Origin of the sequence: Acinetobacter sp. BSP-28 (assembly GCF_044130285.1) — a bacterium.
In the GTDB taxonomy this organism is placed as follows: Bacteria; Pseudomonadota; Gammaproteobacteria; order Pseudomonadales; family Moraxellaceae; genus Acinetobacter.
The window spans coordinates 19498-41145 of record NZ_JBIQOB010000011.1 but is presented as its reverse complement, the minus strand read 5'-3'; the positions used below and the strand labels follow the sequence as shown (position 1 = coordinate 41145).

Annotated in this window: 31 protein-coding genes and 1 pseudogene; 25 read left to right on the top strand and 7 right to left on the bottom strand. The window is 44.0% G+C overall.

Annotated elements, in window-relative coordinates; translation table 11 throughout:
- Nucleotides 1-226 precede the first annotated feature (226 nt).
- Together ACE01R_RS09760 and ACE01R_RS09755 are read left to right on the top strand one after the other, a co-directional pair.
- Nucleotides 227-1099: an acyl-CoA thioesterase gene (locus tag ACE01R_RS09760; protein WP_395550814.1), complete on the top strand. Its 873-nt coding sequence runs from the start codon at nt 227-229 to the stop codon at nt 1097-1099.
- Between the two features lie 377 nt (nt 1100-1476).
- A complete protein-coding gene (locus ACE01R_RS09755; protein ID WP_395550813.1) occupies nt 1477-2712 on the top strand; it encodes a dicarboxylate/amino acid:cation symporter in 1236 nt (411 codons plus the stop codon).
- Here the strand turns inward: ACE01R_RS09755 and ACE01R_RS09750 are convergent.
- From ACE01R_RS09750 to ACE01R_RS09720, 7 genes are all read right to left on the bottom strand, one after another.
- Nucleotides 2709-3128 carry a VOC family protein gene (locus ACE01R_RS09750; protein WP_395550812.1) on the bottom strand — a complete coding sequence of 140 codons (420 nt, stop codon included), beginning with the start codon at nt 3126-3128 and terminating at the stop codon, nt 2709-2711. The two genes, ACE01R_RS09755 and ACE01R_RS09750, sit on opposite strands and share 4 nt — an antisense overlap.
- A 123-nt stretch (nt 3129-3251) precedes the next feature.
- Nucleotides 3252-4199 (bottom strand): metal-dependent hydrolase, encoded by a 948-nt coding sequence (locus tag ACE01R_RS09745; protein ID WP_395550912.1) that lies wholly within the window; start codon nt 4197-4199, stop codon nt 3252-3254.
- 151 nt (nt 4200-4350) lie between these two features.
- Nucleotides 4351-5214: a ribosome biogenesis GTP-binding protein YihA/YsxC gene (yihA, locus tag ACE01R_RS09740; protein WP_395550811.1), complete on the bottom strand. Its 864-nt coding sequence runs from the start codon at nt 5212-5214 to the stop codon at nt 4351-4353.
- An 86-nt stretch (nt 5215-5300) separates the two neighbouring features.
- Nucleotides 5301-5744: an RrF2 family transcriptional regulator gene (locus ACE01R_RS09735; RefSeq protein ID WP_395550810.1), complete on the bottom strand. Its 444-nt coding sequence runs from the start codon at nt 5742-5744 to the stop codon at nt 5301-5303.
- A gap of 87 nt (nt 5745-5831) precedes the next feature.
- Nucleotides 5832-7040 carry an NO-inducible flavohemoprotein gene (gene hmpA / locus ACE01R_RS09730; RefSeq protein ID WP_395550809.1) on the bottom strand — a complete coding sequence of 403 codons (1209 nt, stop codon included), beginning with the start codon at nt 7038-7040 and terminating at the stop codon, nt 5832-5834.
- A 148-nt stretch (nt 7041-7188) separates the two neighbouring features.
- Complete coding sequence (locus tag ACE01R_RS09725) at nt 7189-8751, bottom strand: helicase HerA-like domain-containing protein (protein WP_395550808.1); 1563 nt, start codon at nt 8749-8751, stop codon at nt 7189-7191.
- Nucleotides 8752-8769: 18 nt separating this feature from the next.
- Nucleotides 8770-9972 (bottom strand): PLP-dependent transferase, encoded by a 1203-nt coding sequence (locus ACE01R_RS09720; protein ID WP_395550807.1) that lies wholly within the window; start codon nt 9970-9972, stop codon nt 8770-8772.
- Nucleotides 9973-10131: 159 nt separating this feature from the next.
- Between ACE01R_RS09720 and ACE01R_RS09715 the strand changes: the two genes are divergently transcribed.
- From ACE01R_RS09715 to secY, 23 genes and pseudogenes are all read left to right on the top strand, one after another.
- On the top strand, nt 10132-10869 hold the full coding sequence (locus tag ACE01R_RS09715; protein WP_395550806.1) for a type 1 glutamine amidotransferase: 738 nt from the start codon (nt 10132-10134) through the stop codon (nt 10867-10869).
- Nucleotides 10870-11138: 269 nt separating this feature from the next.
- Nucleotides 11139-11450, top strand: coding sequence for a 30S ribosomal protein S10 (gene rpsJ / locus ACE01R_RS09710; RefSeq protein WP_000070912.1), 312 nt, complete (start codon nt 11139-11141; stop codon nt 11448-11450).
- 59 nt (nt 11451-11509) lie between these two features.
- The gene (gene rplC / locus ACE01R_RS09705) at nt 11510-12148 is read left to right on the top strand and encodes a 50S ribosomal protein L3 (RefSeq protein ID WP_395550805.1); all 639 of its coding nucleotides are present in this window, start codon (nt 11510-11512) and stop codon (nt 12146-12148) included.
- Nucleotides 12149-12159: 11 nt separating this feature from the next.
- On the top strand, nt 12160-12762 hold the full coding sequence (gene rplD / locus ACE01R_RS09700) for a 50S ribosomal protein L4 (protein ID WP_086195774.1): 603 nt from the start codon (nt 12160-12162) through the stop codon (nt 12760-12762).
- Nucleotides 12759-13079, top strand: a complete 321-nt coding sequence (gene rplW / locus ACE01R_RS09695) for a 50S ribosomal protein L23 (RefSeq protein WP_004691323.1) — start codon at nt 12759-12761, stop codon at nt 13077-13079. The genes rplD and rplW overlap by 4 nt, the downstream gene beginning before the upstream one ends.
- An 11-nt stretch (nt 13080-13090) precedes the next feature.
- Entirely contained in the window at nt 13091-13915 is an 825-nt protein-coding gene (gene rplB, locus ACE01R_RS09690; RefSeq protein ID WP_291355119.1) for a 50S ribosomal protein L2, read from the top strand.
- A gap of 19 nt (nt 13916-13934) precedes the next feature.
- Nucleotides 13935-14210 carry a 30S ribosomal protein S19 gene (rpsS, locus tag ACE01R_RS09685; protein ID WP_004869548.1) on the top strand — a complete coding sequence of 92 codons (276 nt, stop codon included), beginning with the start codon at nt 13935-13937 and terminating at the stop codon, nt 14208-14210.
- A gap of 9 nt (nt 14211-14219) precedes the next feature.
- Nucleotides 14220-14549, top strand: coding sequence for a 50S ribosomal protein L22 (rplV, locus tag ACE01R_RS09680; RefSeq protein ID WP_004754247.1), 330 nt, complete (start codon nt 14220-14222; stop codon nt 14547-14549).
- A gap of 1 nt (nt 14550) precedes the next feature.
- Nucleotides 14551-15367: pseudogene (gene rpsC, locus ACE01R_RS09675) on the top strand (30S ribosomal protein S3).
- Nucleotides 15307-15720 carry a 50S ribosomal protein L16 gene (gene rplP, locus ACE01R_RS09670; RefSeq protein ID WP_174560113.1) on the top strand — a complete coding sequence of 138 codons (414 nt, stop codon included), beginning with the start codon at nt 15307-15309 and terminating at the stop codon, nt 15718-15720. Before rpsC ends, rplP begins: the two are co-directional and overlap by 61 nt.
- Complete coding sequence (gene rpmC / locus ACE01R_RS09665) at nt 15720-15917, top strand: 50S ribosomal protein L29 (protein ID WP_004650482.1); 198 nt, start codon at nt 15720-15722, stop codon at nt 15915-15917. The genes rplP and rpmC overlap by 1 nt, the downstream gene beginning before the upstream one ends.
- Entirely contained in the window at nt 15914-16171 is a 258-nt protein-coding gene (gene rpsQ, locus ACE01R_RS09660; RefSeq protein ID WP_004650481.1) for a 30S ribosomal protein S17, read from the top strand. Before rpmC ends, rpsQ begins: the two co-directional genes overlap by 4 nt.
- Nucleotides 16172-16262: 91 nt before the next feature.
- Nucleotides 16263-16631: a 50S ribosomal protein L14 gene (rplN, locus tag ACE01R_RS09655; RefSeq protein ID WP_004657680.1), complete on the top strand. Its 369-nt coding sequence runs from the start codon at nt 16263-16265 to the stop codon at nt 16629-16631.
- Between the two features lie 9 nt (nt 16632-16640).
- Nucleotides 16641-16958, top strand: a complete 318-nt coding sequence (gene rplX, locus ACE01R_RS09650; protein ID WP_086195768.1) for a 50S ribosomal protein L24 — start codon at nt 16641-16643, stop codon at nt 16956-16958.
- Nucleotides 16959-16974: 16 nt separating this feature from the next.
- The gene (gene rplE / locus ACE01R_RS09645; protein ID WP_086195767.1) at nt 16975-17511 is read left to right on the top strand and encodes a 50S ribosomal protein L5; all 537 of its coding nucleotides are present in this window, start codon (nt 16975-16977) and stop codon (nt 17509-17511) included.
- 9 nt (nt 17512-17520) lie between these two features.
- On the top strand, nt 17521-17826 hold the full coding sequence (gene rpsN / locus ACE01R_RS09640) for a 30S ribosomal protein S14 (protein ID WP_086174452.1): 306 nt from the start codon (nt 17521-17523) through the stop codon (nt 17824-17826).
- A gap of 12 nt (nt 17827-17838) precedes the next feature.
- Nucleotides 17839-18234, top strand: a complete 396-nt coding sequence (gene rpsH, locus ACE01R_RS09635; protein WP_086174451.1) for a 30S ribosomal protein S8 — start codon at nt 17839-17841, stop codon at nt 18232-18234.
- A 13-nt stretch (nt 18235-18247) separates the two neighbouring features.
- Entirely contained in the window at nt 18248-18781 is a 534-nt protein-coding gene (rplF, locus tag ACE01R_RS09630; RefSeq protein WP_086195765.1) for a 50S ribosomal protein L6, read from the top strand.
- A 14-nt stretch (nt 18782-18795) separates the two neighbouring features.
- Nucleotides 18796-19146: a 50S ribosomal protein L18 gene (gene rplR / locus ACE01R_RS09625; RefSeq protein ID WP_086195764.1), complete on the top strand. Its 351-nt coding sequence runs from the start codon at nt 18796-18798 to the stop codon at nt 19144-19146.
- 2 nt (nt 19147-19148) lie between these two features.
- Complete coding sequence (gene rpsE, locus ACE01R_RS09620) at nt 19149-19646, top strand: 30S ribosomal protein S5 (protein WP_086195763.1); 498 nt, start codon at nt 19149-19151, stop codon at nt 19644-19646.
- A 6-nt stretch (nt 19647-19652) separates the two neighbouring features.
- The gene (gene rpmD, locus ACE01R_RS09615; protein WP_004691302.1) at nt 19653-19829 is read left to right on the top strand and encodes a 50S ribosomal protein L30; all 177 of its coding nucleotides are present in this window, start codon (nt 19653-19655) and stop codon (nt 19827-19829) included.
- Between the two features lie 3 nt (nt 19830-19832).
- On the top strand, nt 19833-20273 hold the full coding sequence (gene rplO, locus ACE01R_RS09610) for a 50S ribosomal protein L15 (RefSeq protein ID WP_086174449.1): 441 nt from the start codon (nt 19833-19835) through the stop codon (nt 20271-20273).
- 45 nt (nt 20274-20318) lie between these two features.
- Nucleotides 20319-21638: a preprotein translocase subunit SecY gene (gene secY, locus ACE01R_RS09605; RefSeq protein ID WP_395550910.1), complete on the top strand. Its 1320-nt coding sequence runs from the start codon at nt 20319-20321 to the stop codon at nt 21636-21638.
- Nucleotides 21639-21648 lie beyond the last annotated feature (10 nt).

The following is a 21648-nucleotide window of genomic DNA, read 5'->3' as shown; positions in this document are numbered from 1 at the left end:
ATTTAAAACAATATGTCATTTTCTGACAAAATGCATATCGAGTGTTAAATTTTATCGTTAAAAATCGTATTTTTAGCGAATATTCAGCACAAATCGCGTGACAGGCCAGTCAGTCGAACTTTAGGGCTTTAGTCGGAATTTGTGGCAGAATAGATATAATAGCTTAGCTGATTGATTAAAAATTTTCGCCTACATTTTAGGTATCCCACATTAAAACAGGTCGCTTATGAATGCCTTAACCCAAGAACTGGTTGAATTACTGAGCCTTGAAAAAATTGAAGAAAATATTTACCGAGGTCAAAGCCGTAACCTGGTAGGCAAGCGTGTCTTTGGTGGGCAGGTGTTGGGACAGGCATTACGTGCAGCATCTTATACCGCAGATCGTCCTGCACATTCCTTGCATGCCTACTTTTTATATGGGGGCGATGTCAACGCACCGATCATTTATGAAGTAGACCGTTTGCGTGATGGTAAGAGCTTTGTCAGTCGTCAGGTGCGTGCCATTCAGCATGGACGGACGATTTTTACCGCTATGATTTCATTTGCCAATCCGGAAGAAGGCCTGAATTACCAGATTTCAGAGCCGGAATATCCTGCGGTTGAAGACCTGAAAAGTGAAGCAGAGCTTAAAGCACAGCTGGTTGAATTCGTGCCGGAAAATGTGCGTGCCAGTTTTATGCGTGACCGTCATGTGGACATTCGTCCGATCAATCCACAAAATCCGTTCCAGCCTCAGCCTGAAGCACCTTCTTATGCACATTATATTCGAACCCATGGTCAGATTGCCCAAAAGGTCGATGAAATTTCATTGCATCAGGCTATTGCCGCTTTCTATTCAGACTTTACCTTAATGACCACGGCTTTACGTCCACATGGTTTAAGTTATATTTCTCCGAGTCTGCAATGTGCCAGCATTGACCACGCCATGTATTTCCATAAACCATTCCGTGTTGATGAGTGGATGCTTTACGATATGGAAGCCACCATTAGTGCCAGTTCGCGCGGACTGAATTTTGGCCGCATGTGGCAAAATGGTGAGCTGGTCTGCAGTACCACTCAGGAAGGTTTGATCCGCTTACGTGAAATCGAAACCCAATAAGGACTGAAAGGCCATAAAAAACCGGATCTGCTGTCCGGTTTTTTATGAGGTTATTTTAGTGGCAGCGGGGAATGTCTTCCGATACATCTTTGTGGCAGCCATGACCTGGATGTGCAAAAGCTGCAGAGATGCTGAACAGCAGGGCGATAATTACCATAATTTTTTTCATAGTTGTGCTCTTTTAATTATTGGCTGGATGAGTGTCTATCAATAAGCAGATTTTATGCCATCAGTTCATCAAAGTATTGTTGATTCAGACAAAGTGAGCCACTGGCTTTGATCGATTTATGCTGAACTTGTGACAAAAAATTCCTCGATTCTCAAAATAGGGCATGGCATAGTGCCTGACAGGACTTAATGATAAAAAGCATGTCGTGATGAGCTTAAATACACAAATATTGATTGCTGCGATTTTAGGCGTGGCATTTGGGTTTCTGTTAAATCTATTTCCCCATACTCAGTTTTTTGATATCAGTCTTTATGGATTGGGCTTAGCCAGCAGCATTTTTATCGGTTTGTTGAAAATGCTGCTCATCCCGCTCATTTTCAGTTCAATTGTGGTGGGGGTTTCGAACTTGCAGGCCGGTGGACAGCTAGGTCGGGTCTGGAAAATTACCCTGCTGTGCTGTGTGACCACCACCACTTTGGCGCTGATTTTAGGTCTGAGCTGTGCCCATCTGTTTAATGTGGGTAAGGGCGTAGATATTGTGATGTTTCAGGACGCCATGAACAGTCATCAAACGCCCGATACCTTAACGCCATCCTCCTTCTTTACCAATTTTATTCAAAATACCCTGATCAATCCCTTTAAAGCCTTTGCTGAAGGTAATGTGCTGGCTGTAGTGGTATTTGCCTTGTTTATCGGGGTTGCACTGGTGAAAGGCGGAGAAAATTTCCGCAGCGTACGTAAATTAAGCCTGCAATTTTTTGACATCATGATGATGATGATTAGCTGGGTGATGAAACTGGCACCGCTCGGTATTTTTGCTTTACTGGCAAAACTGATTTCAACCGAAGACATTTCAGTACTCAGCCGTCTGGCCGAGTTTGCAGCTGTAGTGACAGGAACCACCATTTTTCATGGTGCGGTGGTATTGCCATTGCTGCTATGGATTTTTGGTAAGATGAGTCCGATCACTTTCTTTAAAGGTACACGGGCCGCGCTGATTACTGCATTTGCCACCAGCTCCAGTTCGGCAACCATGCCCTTGTCGCTGAAATGCGCACAGGAAAATTTAAAGGTGCGTCCACAAACCGCAGGCTTTGTCATTCCTTTGGGCACTCAGCTCAATATGGATGGTACAGCGCTATATGAAGCTGCTGCAGCACTTTTTATTGCCAACCTGATGGGGCTGGATTTGAGCATTGGTCAGCAACTGATCGTTTGCGCAACCGCCATGATTGCTTCCCTAGGTGCACCAGGTATTCCAAGTGCAGGTATGGTGACCATGATTATGGTCTTGCAATCGGTTGGCCTGCCGGCAGAAGCCATTGCAATCTTGCTGCCGATCGACCGTTTGCTGGATACCGTGCGTACCGTGGTCAATGTTCAGGGAGATATGATGATCAGTGTGGTGGTGGATCGTTATAGCCGTGAACCGCAAGTTGATTAATCCATTTCCCAGCTGGGATTAAACACAATTTCCCAGACATAACCATCGGGATCTTGAAAATAACCCGCATAGCCGCCGTAAAAAGTGGCCTGTGCGGGTTTAATAATTCTGGCGCCAGCATGTGCTGCCTGAGCCATGACCTGATCGACTTCCAGCGGACTATAGACATTTTGCCCCAAGGTCATTTGAGTCGGACACATTTCGCTTGGTGCTAGTCCGGTATCATGCTGAATGCTGCTTTGTGGCCATAACGCCAGTTTCAGACCTGACTGCAGTTCAATGAATGCCACAGCGCCATGTTCAAATTCCTGCCCCGTGATTCCTTCACAGTGTAGGCCCAAACCTTCACGATAAAACTGTAATGATTTTTCCAGATCGCGTACCCCAAGAGTAATGACTGAAATCCGTGCTTGCATATGGTTATCCTTATTGTTGTTTCCTATGCTTTTATCTTAGAACAAAAAAAAAGCAGGGCATAAAGCCCTACTGTGGGTAAATTGTATACAGAAATTTCAGTCTCAAATGAAGAATGAAAAGGACTAGGCTACTTTCAGTTTGGCTGCACGTTTGGCAGCTGGGGAACGATTCAGGTAAGCAATTGCATCTTCAGTTTTGGCTTCATGCAGTGGGTCGTACCACGGCATCAAATAACCCAGTTGTTGCGAAACCAGCCAAAATGGACTGGGCATTAAATTATTGTCACCTTGGGCAATAGCATACCATTCGCGCCAGATCCATGGTTTGTACACGGCAGGGCGGATAGATTGAAAACGCGGATCCTGCTTCAGCAGATGAGCGGTACCATCGACCCATAAACCAATCACCGCCACAATTACAATCACGCTTAAATAATAACGGGCAATATAACCGCCACCTAAATGGCGATACAAATCAAAGGCTACAGTACGGTGTTCAATTTCTTCTGCGCCGTGCCATTTAATCAGGTCCAGCATGGCCGGATCAGCGCCCAGTTTTTCCCATTCCTGATTGTACAAGGTATATTTCCCCAGTACGCAGGTCATGTGTTCCACAGTGGCGATAATGCCGAGACGGAACAGGTCCCATTGATGTTCAAGCAGTTTAGGGACTTTTAAACCTAAAGGCTGATCGGCAAGTAATTTGGTGAACAGGAAATTCATCACATCCAGATTGCGCTGGATATCAATGTTGCGCACAGTTAAATATTCTTTATTGGCTGAGTTATGTGCCTGAGCATGCATGGCTTCCTGACGAACAAAGGCTTGTACATCCTGTTTTAGTTTTTCATCGCTAATTTGCGGCAAAACTTTGTTATACAATCGACAGAACCAGAATTCGCCGGCAGGCAAAATCATATTAATTTCATTGATGAAATAGCTGACATAGGGTTGATTTGGAATCCAGTCAATCGGGGTGTCTTGCCACTCGAATTTTACTTTACGCGGATGAATATGATAGGCAATGGATGAGCCGAGTTTGGAATTTTTTAAACGGGAGAAAAGCTTCATCATACAGTCCTTATTGTTTTACCGTGCAGTGCTGCACGTGCGTTAAAGATCAGTATGAAAAAAATGTCCTGCATTGTGATTAGCAATACAGGACACGGGAATATCAATTGATGATGATTTTTGTCGGACAATCTAGATCAATCAGACCCTATCAATCAGCTTGTCGGCTCTCATCAGTCGTATCTTCGGCAATTTCGGTTTCACATTCTTCCTCTACAACATCTAAAGATTCGAAAGGTTCATCCAGATCACTGGCACTGGCTGCAGGAATGCTGTCCAGATCAAATTGTGTTGATTGCTCAAGGGTAAAGTTCAAACGGCCACCCATCACACTGGCCAGTTCTTCTAGGCCCTGCTTGTTGAGCGACGAGAACAATTGAATGGAGAAATCAAGCTTCATCTTTTTCAATGCTGCTTTGACTTCCTGCAAGGCTTTCGATGCCGGTCCACGATTCAGTTTGTCTGATTTGGTCAGCAAGACATGGACGAACAATTTACGTGAATATGCCCATTCCAGCATCATCACATCAAAATGTTGCAGCGGATGGCGAATATCCATCAGCAGCACTAAACCTTGCAAGCTCTGACGATGAATCAGATAGTTTTCAAGTTCTTTTTGCCAGACAATTTTCATTGCTTCAGGTACGGCTGCATAACCATAACCTGGCAAATCGACCAGACGCTGGTCTGGATTGCCGAGGCTGAAGAAGTTGATCATTTGGGTACGGCCTGGCTTTTTAGAGGCTCGTGCCAACTGTTTCTGGTTGGTTAGGGCATTGATGGCACTGGATTTACCCGCATTCGAACGCCCGGCAAAAGCAACTTCATAGCCTGTATCTTCAACACAAAGGTTTAGCTTGGGCGCACTCATTAAGAATTCGGCTTTACGCAACCAGTTCAATGCGCGAACAGAGTACTCAGTAATGGCAGGATCAACTTTTTTCTCATAGCTGATCTTTTGCTTAGGCGCATGGGCTGTCTTACTGTTTTTGGATTTTCCTCTGCTGTGATGCATAACTCAACTTCAATAAATGATCTACAAGCGAACATTATAAAGGAAGTCGTTCGGTCAAGCGAACTTTGCAAGCTAAAGACAGGGAATTAAAGATTGATCATCTGGATCGGAGACTGGGTAGTGTACTTGGCCGCAGGAGAAGTATTTAAAACCTGAGCCAGGATGTATTGATCCAGACTAAGATAAAACTGTTCCAAAGCCTGATCTAAAATACCTTTTAGTCCACACTGGGAACGCAGTACGCAGGGTGGGGTATTGCATTCGACAATCTGGTTTTCGCCTTGCAGGATACGCACGATTTGACCGAGGTTCAGTTCAAGAGCCTCAGGGTTGAGTCCAATACCGCCGCCTTTGCCACGCGTGGTAATCAGCCAGTTCTGTTTGCCCATAAAGTGCACAATTTTCACTAAATGGTTTTTTGACACATGCAGGTCCTGAGCAATTTCTGCAATGGTATAAGGCATATCCCGCGGTTGGGCGATATACATTAAAATGCGCAGGGCATAGTCAGTAAATTTATTCAGTTGCATGATAATACTGATGTTTTTGAGTAAAAATTAAGGTTAGTCTAGCATAACCAGACTAACCCTCTCTTTATTTTATGCTGACGGAGCAGGTTAGTGCTTGACGCCACCTGTGCCAAACGCTTCACTGTGAATATTTTCAGCAGGAATACCGCGAGCAACAAGCGCCTTTTGCTGTTCAGCCATAAATGGCATTGGACCACACAAGTAGTAGTCTGCATTGACTGGTAACAATGCGCTATCGAGGGTGCTTAAGTCCAGGCGACCTGCAACATCATAATCCTCACCTAACTTGTCGCCTTCATGCGGGAATTCATAAGCGGTAAATGTACTGAGGCGTGGATATTTTGCTTTCAAATCCTGAATGTGCTGATGCATCGCATGCACCTGTTTGCTACGGCAGGCATGGATGAATGTCACAGGTTGTGGCATGTCCAGAGTCACCAGTTGATTTAGCATGGCAATCATTGGAGTCAGGCCTACACCGCCACTGATAAAGACATTGCGTTTATTTGGATCGATCAGGTAGAAATTACCTGTCGGTGCAGAAACTTCAATTTCAGAACCTTCTGGCAAGCCATGTAAAGTATTCGATACCCAACCTGGTACCAAATCGCCTTTTTGATCTTCACGTTTTACCGAGATACGTAAGTAATCCGCTTGCGGGCTGGTTGAAAGTGTATATTGACGAGGTTGTTTCAAGCCAAGTTCTTCGACGATAACACGCACTGAAATATATTGACCGGCTTCGTATTTCGGCAATGCACCGCCATCGACAGGTTGAAGATAGAACGAAGTGATTTCATCGCTTTCAACTACTTTCTTGGCAATCTTGAAGTTACGCCAGCCTAACCAGCTACCTTTGGTTTGTTGATGTTGATCATAAATGGCTTTTTCAGTGCTGATGAACAGATCTGCCAGTTGACCATAGGCTGCGGCCCAAGCGCCAATCAGGGGGTCATCCATTGAAATGCTTAACACTTCACTGATTGAATGTAATAGGTTTTCACCGACAATATTGTAATCAGGTGCTTGAATGTTCAGACTGACGTGCTTGTGTGCGATTAACTCAACCACAGGTAAAAGCACAGAAGGATCTTCAATGTTTTCAGCATAAGCCAACACGGCACCTGCCAAGGCTTGAGCCTGTGCACCACTGCGTTGGTGCCCCATATTAAATGTTTCTTTTAGATCTGGATTATTGCCCAACATGCGGTTATAAAAATAACCAGTCAAGGCTACGCCATTTTCGCGGAGTACAGGAACTGTTGCTTTTACTAGGTCAATTTGCTGCGGAGTCATGTTTGATCTCTCATGGCGGTTATTTATAAGATGTATTTAAAATACATCTTATAAAATGCTTTGACAATAGGGTGGCTTAAAAAACCATAAAAAATTATGGGAAATAAAAATATCCTATAATTTTTTACTTATTAATCAGATTATTGAATTATCGTTTACCAAATAGCGAACCCAGTAAACCACGCACGATTTTCTGTCCAGTGCTGCCGCCCAGGCTGCGTGCAGCACTTTTGGCAAAAGTTCCTACAATATCCTGGGTGAATTTTTCACGCTGTTTGGCTGTGCGTTCAGCCTCTTTTTGTTGCTCGCGCGCCAAGCGTTCTTGCTCACGTGCTTGTTGTTTGGCTACAGCCTCTGCTTCTTTGGCTTGCTGTTTGGCTTGTAGCTTGGCTTGCTCATCTGCGATGGTTTGTTGCTGACGTTGTTCAACTTTCTGTTGCAACATTTCAAATGCACTTTGTCGATCCAGGCTTTGTTCATAAATGCCAGCAATCACGCTTTGGCTCATCAGCACCTTACGTTCTTCAGGAGCAATCGGGCTAAAGGAAGAGTAGGGAGGCATCACCCAGCCACGCTCGACCATTTGCGGTGTGCCTTGCTCATCCAGACAGCTAATCAGGGCTTCCCCAACAGCTAGTTCGGTAATGGCCTGATCCACCTTAAATTCAGGGTTGGCACGGAAAGTATCAGCAGCGGTCTTTACCGCTTTTTGATCTTTGGGGGTAAAGGCGCGCAGGGCATGTTGCACGCGATTACCGAGTTGACCCAATACGCTTTCAGGTAAATCCAGCGGATTTTGCGTGACAAAATAAATCCCTACACCTTTGGAACGAATCAGGCGCACCACCTGTTCAATTTTTTCCTGTAGCGCAGGGCTGGCATTGTCAAATAGTAGATGCGCTTCATCGAAGAAGAACACCAGTTTTGGTTTGTCCATATCGCCTACTTCAGGCAGTTGCTCAAATAATTCAGACAACATCCATAGTAGGAAAGTGGCGTACAGCTTGGGTGTGTTCATCAGTTTATCGGCAGCCAACAAATTGATGGTGCCACGTCCCTGGCTGTCAGTTTGGATAAAATCCATGATGTCTAATGCAGGCTCACCAAAGAATTTGTCTCCACCCTGATCGGCCAGTGCTAGTAAATTGCGTTGAATGGCCCCTAAACTTGCTGGAGACAGGTTGCCATATTCCGCCTTAAATTCGGCTGCATGTTCACTGACATAAGTCAGCATCGATTTTAAGTCTTTAAAATCAATCAGCAATAAACCCTGATCATCGGCAATGCGGAACACAGCTGAAAGCACACCTTCCTGAGTGTCATTCAAGTTCAGTATTTGCGCCAGTAACAGTGGGCCAATTTCAGAAACTGTGGTACGAATCGGATGGCCTTGCTCACCGAACAAATCCCAAAACACCACAGGAAAGGCGGCAAAGGGAATTGATTCAATATTTAAGCTTTTGATGCGTGCATCAAACTTCGGGTTGCTTTCACCAGCTTTGGCCAGGCTGGAAACATCGCCTTTGGCATCGGCTAAAAATACTGGCACACCAATGCGGGAAAAATTTTCTGCCAATACTTTTAACGTTACGGTTTTCCCTGTTCCGGTTGCCCCGGCAATCAAGCCATGACGGTTGGCAAACTGGGAATGTAAAATAATCTCTTGTTGTGTATCGGTGGTTTTCTTGGCAATAACGATTGGTGTACCCATATTTTTTCCTATTCTATTTTATTCATGTTGTCGCGTAGGCAGCTGTTTTAATGCGTTTTCTATATCTTGAATTAAATCTGCAGGATGTTCCAGTCCTATACAAAAACGAACCAATAAACCTTGTTGTAAATGTGTATGTTGCAACACGCGCATATCTCTCAGATTGTACAGCATGACCAGACTGACCGGTCCGCCCCAGCTAAAGCCCAGTTTAAACAGTTCCAGTGCATCGCAGAATGTTCGAATGTTTTTTAAAGTATATTCAGGTTTAAAAATCACACTGACCAGACCTGCGCTGTGTTCTTCCTTGCAAATTTCTTTCCAATGTTGATGTCCTGCTGATTCAGTATCGGTAGGATGTAGCACCTGTACAAATTCAGGTTGCTGTTTGAGCCAATTCAATAGTGTTAAGCAGCTTTGAGATTGATGCTGATAACGCACTTGCATTGATGCCAGACTGCGCTGTACCTGTGCCACATCGTCACCTGACACGCTAATGCCTTGAATGGCATGCATACGGAATAATTGGTGATGCAGTTTTTTATCCCGGGTCACCACAGAGCCCATCAAGATGTCACCGCCGCCACTTGGATATTTGGTCAGTGCATGCACAGTTATATCGACACTTAAATGCTCATCACCAAAATCAAAGGCATTAAAGGCCAGACCTGCGCCCCATGTATTGTCTAGGGCGGTCAGCATGTTGGCAGCTTGGGCTTTTTTAACCAGACCAGTCAAATCTGGAAATTCTAAAGTGACTGAACCTGCTGCTTCTAACCAAATGAGTTTGGCTTTATCTGTGGGCTGGAAAGTTTCTGCATCAATCGGGTTATAAACTTTGACATCAATACCGTAACGATTTTCTAAGTTACGCAAATGTTCCATGTTTGGCCCATAAATATTGTCGGCCACCCACACTTCATCTCCCTGGCTTAAAAAACAGGAATTCACCAGGTTAATGGCTGATAAACCGCTCGGTGCAAGTAAGCAATATTGTCCACCTTCGATCTGGGCAATGTTGTCGCCTAAAGTAAACGTTGTAGGCGTGCCGTGGGTGCCATAACTATAATCATAGTCATCGGTCCAGTGGCGATTAAACAGTGCATCGGTGTTGTTAAAAATAATGGTTGATGCACGAAACAGGGGAGGTTGGACGGTAGAAATATATTGTGGGGCTTTTCGTGGTGCATGAATGAGTGCTGTTTGTGAGTTTTTTTTCAAGGTGTTGCTCTAAGTCGTATCAAAATTAGTCTTAGCTTAAGAGAAACACATCTATTAGGCTATATAAATGCCAAAATGTATAGAAACGTTAACGCATACATAAAGTTGGCTTCATTCTTGCTAAACCTATAACAGAGCTAGAACAATAGGCGGAGGCGCATGAAGTCGCATTTAAAAGTACATTATTTTCAGCATATTGCCGGTGAAGGCTTCGGCAGTTGTTATCAATTTTTAAAACAGCACCACGCTAAAATTAGTGCAACGGAATTTTTTGCCTTACCCGTAGATCGACCACTGGATATTGAGGCTTTACCGCAAGTGGAAGATGTCGATTTACTCATCATCATGGGCGGGACCATGAGTGTCAATGATGAAGCCAACTATCCCTGGTTAAAAATAGAAAAACGCTGGATCAGACGTTATTTGTCTATGGGTAAACCTGCGATTGGCTTGTGTTTGGGTGGGCAACTGATCGCCAATGCTTTGGGGGCAGCGGTCAGACGTAATGAACAGCAGGAATTGGGTTTGACGGAGGTGCGTAAGGTTAAGCATGTGCCTGAAGCGTGTTTTGAGTTACCCGAGCAATTTAAGGTAATGCAATGGCATAGTGAAACCTTTGAAATTCCTAAAGGTGCTATTCATCTGGCAGAAAATGATGTCTGTCGCAATCAAATGTATCAAATTGGAAAAAATGTCTTGGGATTTCAATTTCATCCTGAAATAACCCCAGAGGTATTGCAACTATTTTTAGAAAATGATCAAGAACTGGAAAGTTTTTCCGGTCAATATGTGCAAACCGAACGTCAATTGAAAAGTATGGCTAAAAGTGATTTTATTAAAGGAAATCAAATACTAAACCAGGCAATAGAGTACGTTTTACAAAAAACATCATGCTGACTTATTTTTAAACAAAAGACTAAATGGATAAACGGAAAAAAAGAGGAAAAATTGAAAAAGAGATTTGCTTAAGCGTTAAACAATCGCTATAATGGGCGACCCTTTGATGAAAGGGGGTTGACTACGAATAAAGTAGTTAACATCGTGACAGTCGTGGCATCGATCATGACCTTAGTGATAATTCACTGCTCTTGACACTTGCCCACATTAAAGTGGGGTGAGATGCGTCAAGAGTGATTCTTTATATATTTGGCTTGGAGTTAACTGGTATGTCTAACCAGAGAATTCGTATCCGTCTTAAGTCTTTTGATCACCGTTTAATTGATCAATCAGCTCAAGAGATCGTAGAAACAGCAAAACGTACTGGCGCACAAGTTTGTGGTCCAATCCCGATGCCTACTCGCATCGAACGTTTCAACGTTTTAACATCACCACACGTTAACAAAGATGCGCGTGACCAATACGAGATCCGCACTTACAAACGTTTGATCGACATCGTTCAACCTACAGATAAAACTGTTGATGCATTGATGAAGTTAGATCTTGCAGCTGGTGTTGATGTTCAGATCGCTTTAGGTTAAGGCTTTCGGTTAATTAACGCTCTAAGTTAATTAGGCCGCTTTTTTAGAGGTTTATGCACATGGCTATTGGTTTAGTCGGTCGCAAGTGCGGTATGACTCGTATCTTTACAGATGCTGGTGTTTCTGTACCTGTAACAGTGATTGAGGTTGATCCTAACCGCATCACTCAAATCAAAACGCTTGAAACTGATGGTTATCAAGCGATTCAAATCACTACTGGTGAACGTCGCGAATCTCGCGTAACTAACGCTCAGAAAGGTCACTTCGCTAAAGCGGGTGTTGCTGCTGGTCGTCTAGTTCAAGAATTCCGCGTTTCAGAAGCTGAGCTTGAAGGTCGTGAAGTTGGTGGTGCTCTTACTGTTGAAATGTTCCAAGTTGGTCAAATCGTTGACGTAACTGGTACATCTAAAGGTAAAGGTTTCCAAGGTGGTGTTAAGCGTTGGAACTTCCGTACTCAAGACGCTACTCACGGTAACTCTGTTTCTCACCGTGTTCTAGGTTCTACAGGTCAAAACCAGACTCCTGGTCGCGTGTTCAAAGGCAAAAAAATGGCTGGCCATTTAGGTGCTGAACGCGTAACTACACAGGGTCTTGAAATCGTTGCTATCGACACTGAACGTTCAGTTCTTGTTGTTAAAGGTGCGGTTCCTGGTGCTACTGGTGGCGACGTAACTGTTCGTCCTACGATCAAGGCCTGAGGGGAAATAACGTGAATTTAAATACTGTTTCCGGCTCTGCTGTTGAATTATCTGAAGTTGCTTTCGGTCGTGAATTTAACGAAGCTCTTGTACACCAAGTTGTTACAGCTTACTTAGCTGGTGGTCGTCAAGGTTCGAAAGCTCAGAAATCACGTGCTGACGTATCTGGCGGTGGTAAAAAACCATTCCGTCAAAAAGGTACTGGCCGTGCACGTGCTGGTTCTATTCGTAGCCCGATCTGGGTTGGTGGTGGTAAAACTTTTGCCGCTCGTCCACAAGATTGGTCTCAAAAAGTTAACCGTAAAATGTACCGCGGTGCTATGCAATGCATCCTAGCTGAACTTGTTCGTCAAGATCGCTTGGTTTTAGTTGAAGAGTTTGCTGTTGCAGCTCCAAAAACTAAAGAGTTGCTTGCAAAACTTAACGACTTGAATGCTACTCGTGCATTAATCGTTACTGATGCTGTTGATGAGAACTTGTATCTTGCTGCACGTAACATTCCACACGTTGATGTGGTTGATGCTGCTGCAATTGATCCTGTTAGCTTGATCGCGTTCGACAAAGTTGTTATGTCTGTAGCTGCTGCTAAGAAAATTGAGGTAGAACTCGGATGAACAACGAACGTATCTATCAAGTCCTACAAGGACCTGTATTCTCAGAAAAAGCACAAGTTTTAGGTGAAACTGCTGGTGTTCAAGTTTTCAAAGTTGCACTTGATGCAAACAAACTTGAAATCAAAAAAGCAGTGGAACAACTCTTTGGTGTTCAAGTTGTTAAAGTTAACACTACGATCACTAAAGGTAAGACTAAACGCTTTGGTAAAACATTAGGACGTCGTTCTGATGTTAAAAAAGCATACGTCACCCTGAAAGCTGGCCAAGATGTTGAAATGGCTGACTTGGGCGATACCGCTGAAAGCGCAGCGGAATAAGGACGAGAATTATGCCTATTCAAAAATGTAAGCCAACGTCACCAGGACGTCGCTTTGTAGAGAAAGTCGTTCACGACCATCTTCACAAAGGCGCGCCTTATGCTCCGTTGGTTGAAGCTAAAAAACGTACTGGTGGTCGTAACAATAACGGTCACATTACAACTCGTCACGTTGGTGGTGGTCATAAACAACACTACCGTCTTGTCGACTTCAAACGTAACAAAGACGGCATTCCAGCTGTAGTTGAACGTATTGAATACGATCCTAACCGTACAGCTCATATTGCTTTATTGAAATATGCTGACGGTGAACGTCGTTACATCATTGCGCCTAAAGGTTTGCGTGCTGGTGATAAAGTACAATCTGGTAATGATGCTCCAATCCGTCCAGGTAACTGCTTGCCACTTCGTAACATGCCTATCGGTTCTACTCTTCACAACATCGAACTTAAAATCGGTAAAGGCGCGCAATTAGCTCGTTCAGCTGGTACTTCAGTTCAGTTGTTGGGTCGTGACGGTTCTTACGCTATCGTTCGTTTACGTTCTGGTGAAATGCGTAAAATTCACGTTGAATGCCGTGCTGTTTTGGGTGAAGTTTCTAACTCAGAAAGCAACCTTCGTTCACTAGGTAAAGCTGGTGCATCACGCTGGCGTGGTGTTCGTCCTACCGTTCGTGGTATGGCGATGAACCCGGTTGACCATCCACACGGTGGTGGTGAAGGGCGTAACAAAGGTATTCAACCTGTAAGCCCATGGGGTCAAAAAGCTAAAGGGTACAAGACACGTACCAACAAGCGTACGACTAAGATGATTATTCGCGACCGTCGCGTTAAGTAACAAGTAAAGGAATCTGACAATGCCTCGTTCTCTGAAAAAAGGCCCATTCGTCGATGCGCACTTGTTCGCTAAGGTTGAAGCGGCTGTAGCGAGTAACTCTCGCAAGCCGATCAAAACTTGGTCGCGTCGTTCGATGATTCTCCCAGATTTTGTTGGTTTAACAATTTCTGTTCATAATGGTCGTAACCATGTTCCGGTAATCGTATCTGAACACATGGTTGGTCATAAACTCGGTGAATTCGCGCCAACTCGTACCTATCGTGGTCACGGTGTTGACAAGAAATCTAAACGTTAAGGTGCGATGATGGAAGTTACTGCTAAATTACGCGGTGCCGCTATCTCGGCACAAAAAGCACGTTTGGTTGCAGATCTAATCCGTGGCAAATCTGTTGCTCACGCTTTAAATATCTTAAACTTCAGTAACAAAAAAGCTGCAGTTTTAGTAAAAAAAGCGTTGGAATCTGCAATTGCAAACGCTGAACATAATAACAGTTTAGATGTAGACGACCTTAAAGTATCTACGATTTACGTTGATGAAGGCATCAGCCTTAAACGTATTATGCCACGTGCTAAAGGCCGTGCAGATCGTATTACTAAGCGTACTTGTCACATCACCGTTAAGGTAGGGGTTTGATATGGGTCAGAAGGTTCATCCAATCGGTATCCGCCTAGGTGTTGTGAAACGTCATAACGCTAACTGGTATGCGAGTCCGAAACAATACGCTGAATACTTGCTTAAAGATTTGCAAGTTCGTGAGTTTTTAATTAAAAAACTTAAGAATGCAATGATCAGCAATATTCTTATCGAACGTCCAACAGGCGCTGCTAAAATTACCATTAGCACTGCTCGTCCTGGTATCGTTATCGGTAAAAAAGGCGAAGACATTGAAAAATTACAACGCGAATTAACATCTATTATGGGTGTTCCTGCGCAAGTAAGCATCAACGAAATCGATCGCCCAGACTTAGACGCTCGTTTAGTTGCTGAAGCTATCGCTTCTCAATTAGAGAAACGTGTAATGTTCCGTCGTGCTATGAAGCGTGCGGTTCAAAACACTATGCGTGCTGGTGCTAAAGGTATCAAAGTTGAAGTTTCTGGTCGTTTAGGTGGTGCTGAGATTGCACGTACTGAATGGTACCGTGAAGGTCGTGTACCTTTGCATACTCTTCGTGCGGACATCGACTACGCTACTATGCGTGCTGAAACTACTTACGGTACGATTGGCGTTAAAGTTTGGATTTTCCGTGGCGAGATCTTAGGTGGCATGAAACAAGTCATGAACCCTGCTCCTGCTGAAGAACGTCCAGCTAAACGTGGTCGCGGTCGTGGTGAAGGTCAAGAGCGTCGTGGTCGTCGCAATGATCGTTCTGCTGAAAAAGGAGAATAATCCATGTTGCAACCTAAACGTACTAAGTTCCGTAAGGTTCAAAAGGGCCGTAACACTGGTCTAGCGCATCGTGGTAGCACTGTATCTTTCGGTTCTATCGCACTTAAATCTGTTGAGCGTGGTCAAATGACAGCTCGTCAGATTGAAGCTGCGCGTCGTACAATCAGCCGTCGTGTAAAACGTGGTGGTAAGATCTTTATCCGTGTATTCCCGGACAAACCAATTACTGAAAAACCATTAGAAGTTCGTATGGGTAAAGGTAAAGGTTCTGTGGAGTACTGGGTTTGCCAAATCAAACCAGGTAAGATCTTGTACGAAATGGAAGGTGTAAGCGAAGAATTGGCACGTGAAGCGTTTACGCTTGCGGCTGCTAAGCTTCCGTTTAAAACCACTATCGTGACTCGGACGGTAATGTAATGAAAACTAAAGATCTACGTGAAAAATCGGTAGAAGAGTTGACAGCTTTGCTTGATGAGCAACAGCTTAATCAATTCCGTCTTCGTATGGCTAAGGCAACTGGTCAATTGGGTAAATCGCACGAAGTTGCGCTTACTCGTAAGACTATTGCTCGTATCAAGACACTCCTTACCGAAAAACAGGGGAACGGACAATGAGTGAACAAACAGTTCGCACGTTAACCGGCAAAGTCGTAAGCGACAAAATGGACAAGTCTATTGTTGTGCTTATTGAACGCCGCGTTCAACACCCGTTGTATGGCAAATCAATCCGCCGTTCAACTAAATTACACGCTCATGATGAGAACAATGTTGCTAAAACTGGCGACGTAGTGACCATTAAAGAAAGCCGCCCAATTTCTAAAACTAAAGCTTGGGCTTTAGTGGAAGTTATTGAAGCAGCTGCTGAGTAATTAGACGTTCTTGTTGCATCATCGGTTAATTTCGAGTACTCTTTGAGCCTTTCGAAATGTGACCGGTGATGCTCGGTTTTGGAGTAGGGCAATGATTCAAACCGAAAGTATGCTCGACGTAGCAGACAACAGTGGTGCTCGCCGCGTACAATGTATTAAAGTACTTGGTGGTTCACATCGTCGTTATGCTTCTGTTGGCGACATTATTAAAGTTACTGTAAAAGAAGCTATTCCACGCGCACGTGTTAAAAAAGGTGACGTGATGAATGCTGTAGTTGTACGTACAAAATTTGGTATCCGTCGTCCAGACGGTTCAGTGATTCGTTTCGACGATAACGCTGCTGTAATTTTGAACAACAACAAAGCGCCGATTGCAACTCGTATTTTCGGACCAGTGACTCGTGAACTTCGTACTGAACAGTTCATGAAAATCATTTCATTGGCTCCTGAAGTTCTATAAGAGGCACTCATGGCTAAGATTAAAAAAGGCGATCAAGTAATTGTGATCGCAGGTAAAGAAAAAGGCAAACAGGGTACTGTATTGTCAGTTTCTAATGACCGCGTTAAGGTTGAAGGCCTTAACTTGGTGAAGAAGCATCAAAAGCCTAACCGAGCTACTGGCGCTGAAGGCGGCATCGTAACTCAAGAAGCTGAGCTTCATATCTCAAACGTGGCAATTTTTAATGCTACAACCCAAAAGGCTGACCGTGTTGGTTACCAAACGATTGAAGGCGTGAAAACTCGCGTTTACAAATCTAACGGTGAATCAGTGGCGGTAGCGAAGTAATAGGTTGAAATAGGCAATGGCCAGACTTAAAACACGTTACAACGACGTACTTAAAGCTCAGTTACAAGAGCAGTTAGGCGTTAAAAATGTGATGGAGATTCCTCGCATCACTAAAATCACCATTAACATGGGTGTTGGTGCGGCATCAGCTGACAAGAAATTGTTAGATGGCGCTCTTTCTGATATGCAAGCGATTGCTGGTCAAAAACCAGTTCTTACCCTAGCTCGTAAATCAATTGCTGGTTTCAAAATCCGTGATGGTTGGCCGATTGGTTGTAAAGTTACTTTACGCGGCGAACAAATGTACGAATTCTTAGACCGTTTGATCTCTATCGCGATCCCTCGTATTCGTGACTTCCGCGGTTTTTCTGCGAAATCATTTGATGGTCGTGGTAACTATTCGATGGGTTTGAAGGAACAAATCATGTTCCCTGAAATCGATTTCGATAAGATTGATCGTATTCGTGGTATGGATATTACCATCACTACGACTGCTCGCACCGATGACGAAGGCCGTGCGCTTATGCGTGCATTCGGCTTCCCGTTCAAATAAGAGGTCGATATGGCTAAGAAAGGTATGATTAATCGCGAATTGAAACGCGAAAAAACAGTTGCTAAATTTGCTGCAAAACGTGCTGAATTAAAAGCTACGATTGCAAATGTAAATGCTAGCGACGAAGAACGTTTCGATGCGATGATGAAGTTACAGGCATTACCACGTAATGCGTCTCCAGTACGTCTACGTAACCGTTGTGGTTTAACTGGTCGTCCTCATGGTTACTTCCGTAAGTTCGGTTTAAGCCGTAACAAATTACGTGACACAGTAATGCAGGGTGATGTACCGGGCGTTGTTAAGGCAAGCTGGTAAGGAGCACTATAAATGAGTATGCAAGATACCGTTGCCGACATGCTAACACGTGTTCGTAACGCACAAATGGCAAAGAAACAAACTGTTTCAATGCCAAATTCTAAGTTGAAGGTTGCTATTGCAAACGTTCTTCAACAAGAAGGCTATATTTCAAACGTAGAAGTTGCGGATGCTGAAGGCAAACCAACTTTAACAATTACGTTAAAATATTTTGAAGGCAAACCAGTTATCGAAACTGTGAAACGCGTAAGCCGTCCAGGTCTACGTCAGTATCGCGGTAAAGATGCACTTCCTAGCGTTAAGCAAGGTTTAGGTATTGCAATTGTTTCTACAAGCAAAGGCATCATGACTGATCGCGCTGCACGTGCTGCGGGCATCGGTGGTGAAGTTATTGCTTTTGTTTCTTAATAGGTGATTCCTCATGTCTCGTGTGGCTAAAGCCCCAGTAACTGTACCTAACGGTGTAACAGTTACTCAGAACGGCCGGCAGGTCGAAGTGAAAGGCAGCAAAGGTACATTGTCTTTCAACCTGCATGCGCTGGTCGAGCTAAAACAGGAAGAAGGTCAACTTCAAATTGCTCCTAAAGCTGAGTCGAAAGACGCTTGGATGCAAGCTGGTACTGCTCGCGCTGTGTTAAACAACCTTGTAAAAGGTGTTAGCGAAGGTTTCGAACGCAAGTTACAACTTATCGGCGTTGGTTATAAAGCTGCGGTTAAAGGTAACGTTGTTAACCTTAACCTTGGTTTCTCTCACCCGATTGATTACAACCTTCCAGAAGGTGTAACTGCTGAAACTCCTACAGCGACTGAAATCATTCTTAAATCTGCTGATAAAGCAGCTTTAGGTCAAGTTGCTGCAGATATCCGTGGTTACCGTCCACCAGAGCCTTATAAAGGTAAAGGTGTTCGTTATTCTGACGAAGTTGTACTTCGTAAAGAAGCTAAGAAGAAATAAGGCGCGAGGTTCTTATGAACGAAAAGAAACAATCCCGTTTGCGTCGTGCGAAAAGCACACGCTTGCACATTCGTGCATTGGGTGCGACTCGCTTGTGTGTAAACCGCACACCGCGTCACATCTATGCTCAAGTTATCTCAGCAGATGGTGGCAAAGTTTTAGCTCAAGCTTCAACTTTAGATGCTACTTTACGTGCTGGTACAACTGGTAACGTTGATGCAGCTCAAAAAGTGGGTGCTTTAATTGCAGAACGTGCGAAAGCAGCTGGCGTAACTAAAGTTGCATTTGACCGTTCTGGTTTCAAATATCATGGTCGTATCAAAGCCTTGGCTGATGCTGCTCGTGAAAACGGCTTGGAGTTCTAATCATGGCTAAAGTTGAACAAAACGAAGGTCTTGTTGAAAAGCTGGTTGCCGTTGATCGTGTAGCCAAAGTTGTTAAGGGTGGTCGTATCTTCTCTTTCACAGCATTAACTGTTGTGGGTGATGGTAATGGTCGCGTAGGTTTTGGTCGTGGTAAAGCACGTGAAGTTCCAGCTGCTATTTCTAAAGCACTTGAAGCTGCACGTCGTAACATGATTACTGTTGAGCTTGTTAACGGTACTGTACAACACCCTATTAATGCTCGTCACGGTGCAAGCCGCGTTTACATGCAACCTGCTTCTGAAGGTACTGGTGTAATTGCTGGTGGTGCTATGCGTGCAGTTCTAGAAGCTGTTGGCGTACATAACGTATTGACAAAATGCTATGGTTCTACAAACGCTGCTAACGTAGTAAACGCAACTTTCAAAGGTTTGCGTGACATGACTTCTCCTGAGAAAGTCGCTGCGAAACGTGGTCTTTCAGTAGAACAAATTCAAGGGTAATCAATCATGAAAACGATTAAAGTTACCCAGACTAAATCTTCTGCGCACCGCTTGAAAAATCACAAGCTTAGCCTTCAAGGTTTAGGTCTGCGTCGTATTGGTCATACTGTAGAAGTGCAAGATACGCCTTCTAACCGTGGTATGATCAACCAAGTCTACTATATGGTTAGTGTAGAGGAATAAGCCATGACTCTGCGTTTAAATACTATTGCACCTGCAGAAGGTGCTAAACGTGACAACCTTCGTTTAGGCCGTGGTATCGGTTCTGGCGTTGGTAAGACTGGTGGCCGTGGTGTCAAAGGTCAAAAATCACGTAAGAGCGGTGGCGTACGTCCAGGTTTCGAAGGTGGTCAAACTGCGTTATATCGTCGTTTACCTAAATTCGGCTTCACTAGCCAACTTGCTTTAAAAACTGCTGAAGTACGTTTATCAGAGCTTGCTAAAGTTGAAGGTGATATCATTTCACTTGAAACTTTAAAAGCTGCCAATGTTGTACGTAAAGATATGACTCGTGCTCGTATCGTACTTTCTGGTGATATTACTCGTGCATTCACTGTACAAGGTGTTGCTTTGACTAAAGGCGCTAAAGCTGCTGTAGAAGCTGCTGGCGGTAAAGTCGAGGAGTAATCGCTAGTGTCTATGTCTCCTAGTTCTTCAGGTCATGTTAACATGATGAAAGGTCAGCCATTTCATGTGAAATATCGTGAAATTATTCGCCGATTAATGTTTTTGGTTGGCGCATTATTGGTCTTTCGACTAGGAGCACATATTCCACTGCCGGGTATTGATAATGTCGCTTTAGAACGTTTTTTCAAAGCTAATGAAGGTACTTTCTTAGGTTTGTTTAATATGTTCTCTGGCGGGGCATTAGAGCGAATGTCAATTCTTGCGTTGGGGATCATGCCATATATCTCTGCATCGATTATCGTGCAGTTGATGTCAACAGTGGTTCCTTCGCTGGAAGCATTAAAGAAAGAAGGCGAGCAGGGTAAGCGTAAGATTAATCAATATACGCGTTACGGCACGTTATTACTTGCCTTAGTACAAGGTGTAGGTATGTGTGCTGGTCTGATTAGCCAAGGGATTACCTTGACTTCTGGGCTGGCTTTTTACGTTCCTGCTGTAACCTCACTGGTTGCAGGCACCATGTTCTTAATGTGGTTGGGAGAGCAAATTACCGAACGTGGTGTTGGTAATGGGATCTCCATGATCATTTTCGCAGGTATCGTTGCTGGTTTGCCTACTATTGTAATGCAAGCATTCACTTCGGTGGATAACGGTCAATCAAGTTTAATTGGTCTGGCTGTGTTTGCATTACTTTCAGTTGCGGTTCTTGCTGCAATTGTATTTATTGAAAAGGCTCAACGTCGTATACCGGTTAACTATGCTCAAAAGCAACAAGGGCGTCGCGTATTCACTGCACAGCAGACACATTTGCCATTGAAATTGAATATGGCAGGGGTTATTCCGGCAATTTTCGCTAGTTCGTTATTGCTGTTCCCTGCGAGTTTAGGTCAATGGTTGGGTAGCTCTGATCCAAATGCAGGAATTATCAAGCGTAGCCTACAAGATTTGGCATTGGTATTATCGCCTGGACAACCTTTGTATTTGGTGCTCTTCGGTGCGTTAATTATCTTTTTCTGTTATTTCTATACTGCACTTGTGTTCAGTCCTAAAGAAGTATCAGAGAACTTGAAACGCAGCGGAGCTTATGTACCTGGTATTCGCCCAGGTGAGCAAACTGCTCGTTACTTAGATCATATTCTTAATCGTTTGACGTTTATTGGTGCAATTTATATTACGGTCATCTGCTTGATGCCAATGGTTCTGCAAAGCTCTTTTGGTATTCCATTCCATTTGGGTGGTACATCTTTGCTGATCGTAGTGGTTGTTGTGATGGACTTTATGGCTCAGCTACAAGCTCATCTGACTTCGCACCAGTATGACAATCAAACGTTAATGAGAAAAACGACTGCTCATCCTAAGGGATAAGCGCACTTGA